1 protein-coding gene and 1 pseudogene are annotated in these 864 nt (G+C 70.3%); both read left to right on the top strand.

The features are described from left to right. The coding region (locus HHX41_RS39450) for an RICIN domain-containing protein (RefSeq protein ID WP_182910016.1) at positions 1–539 on the top strand (539 nt) is incomplete at its 5' end. Between the two features lie 78 nt (positions 540–617). Continuing rightward, positions 618–864, top strand: a pseudogene (locus tag HHX41_RS39445) (esterase); the annotation flags it as partial.

The raw sequence follows: 864 nt of genomic DNA, 5'->3' as shown, positions 1-864 counted from the left end.
GCAAGCTGACCACCGCCGACCTGATCGACGGCATCCATCCCACCGCGACCGGCTACGACAAGATGGCCGCCGCCTGGTACGCCGCACTCCAGACGGTCTCCGGCAGCATCGGCCAGCCCGGCGGCACTCCCAGCCCGAGCGCGACGCCGACCTCTCCGGGCGCGGGCGCGATCAGGGGAGCAGGCTCCGGCCGGTGCCTGGACGTGGCCAACGCGAGCACCGCGGACGGCGCCCAGGTGCAGCTGTGGGACTGCAACGGCCAGACCAACCAGACCTGGACGTCCACCTCGGCCCAGGAGCTGCGGGTGTACGGAAACAAGTGCCTGGACGCCGCCGGCACCGGCAACGGCGCGAAGGTGCAGATCTACAGCTGCTGGGGCGGCGACAACCAGAAGTGGCGCCTCAACTCCGACGGCACGATCCAGGGCGTCCAGTCGGGGCTGTGCCTGGACGCCGCCGGCGGCGGCACGGGCAACGGCACCAAGATCCAGCTCTACTCCTGCTGGGGCGGCGACAACCAGAAGTGGACCCGCGGCTGACGGGACCCCCTCCCGCCGACCACCCCGCTTCCTGGCCGAACAGGAATCCGGTAACACGCAAACACGGAAGGACATGGTGTGAAACGAAGGCTCAGAGCGATACTGGCGGCCGCCGCCCTGCCCCTGGTGATCGCGAGCATGCTCCTCGCGGCCCGGCCCGCCGCGGCCGCGTCGCTGACCCGGGTCACCGGCTTCGGTAACAACCCGACCAACCTGAACATGTACATCTACGTGCCCGACAGGGTCGCGGCCCGGCCGGCGCTGCTGGTGCTCGTGCACTACTGCAGCGGATCCGCCAGCGCGATCTTCAACGGCAACGGGCACG

Source organism: Microbispora sp. H13382 (assembly GCF_014161445.1).
GTDB lineage: Bacteria > Actinomycetota > Actinomycetes > Streptosporangiales > Streptosporangiaceae > Microbispora.
The sequence above is the reverse complement of the archived record's forward strand: the minus strand, read 5'-3'. Positions and strand labels throughout refer to the sequence as shown.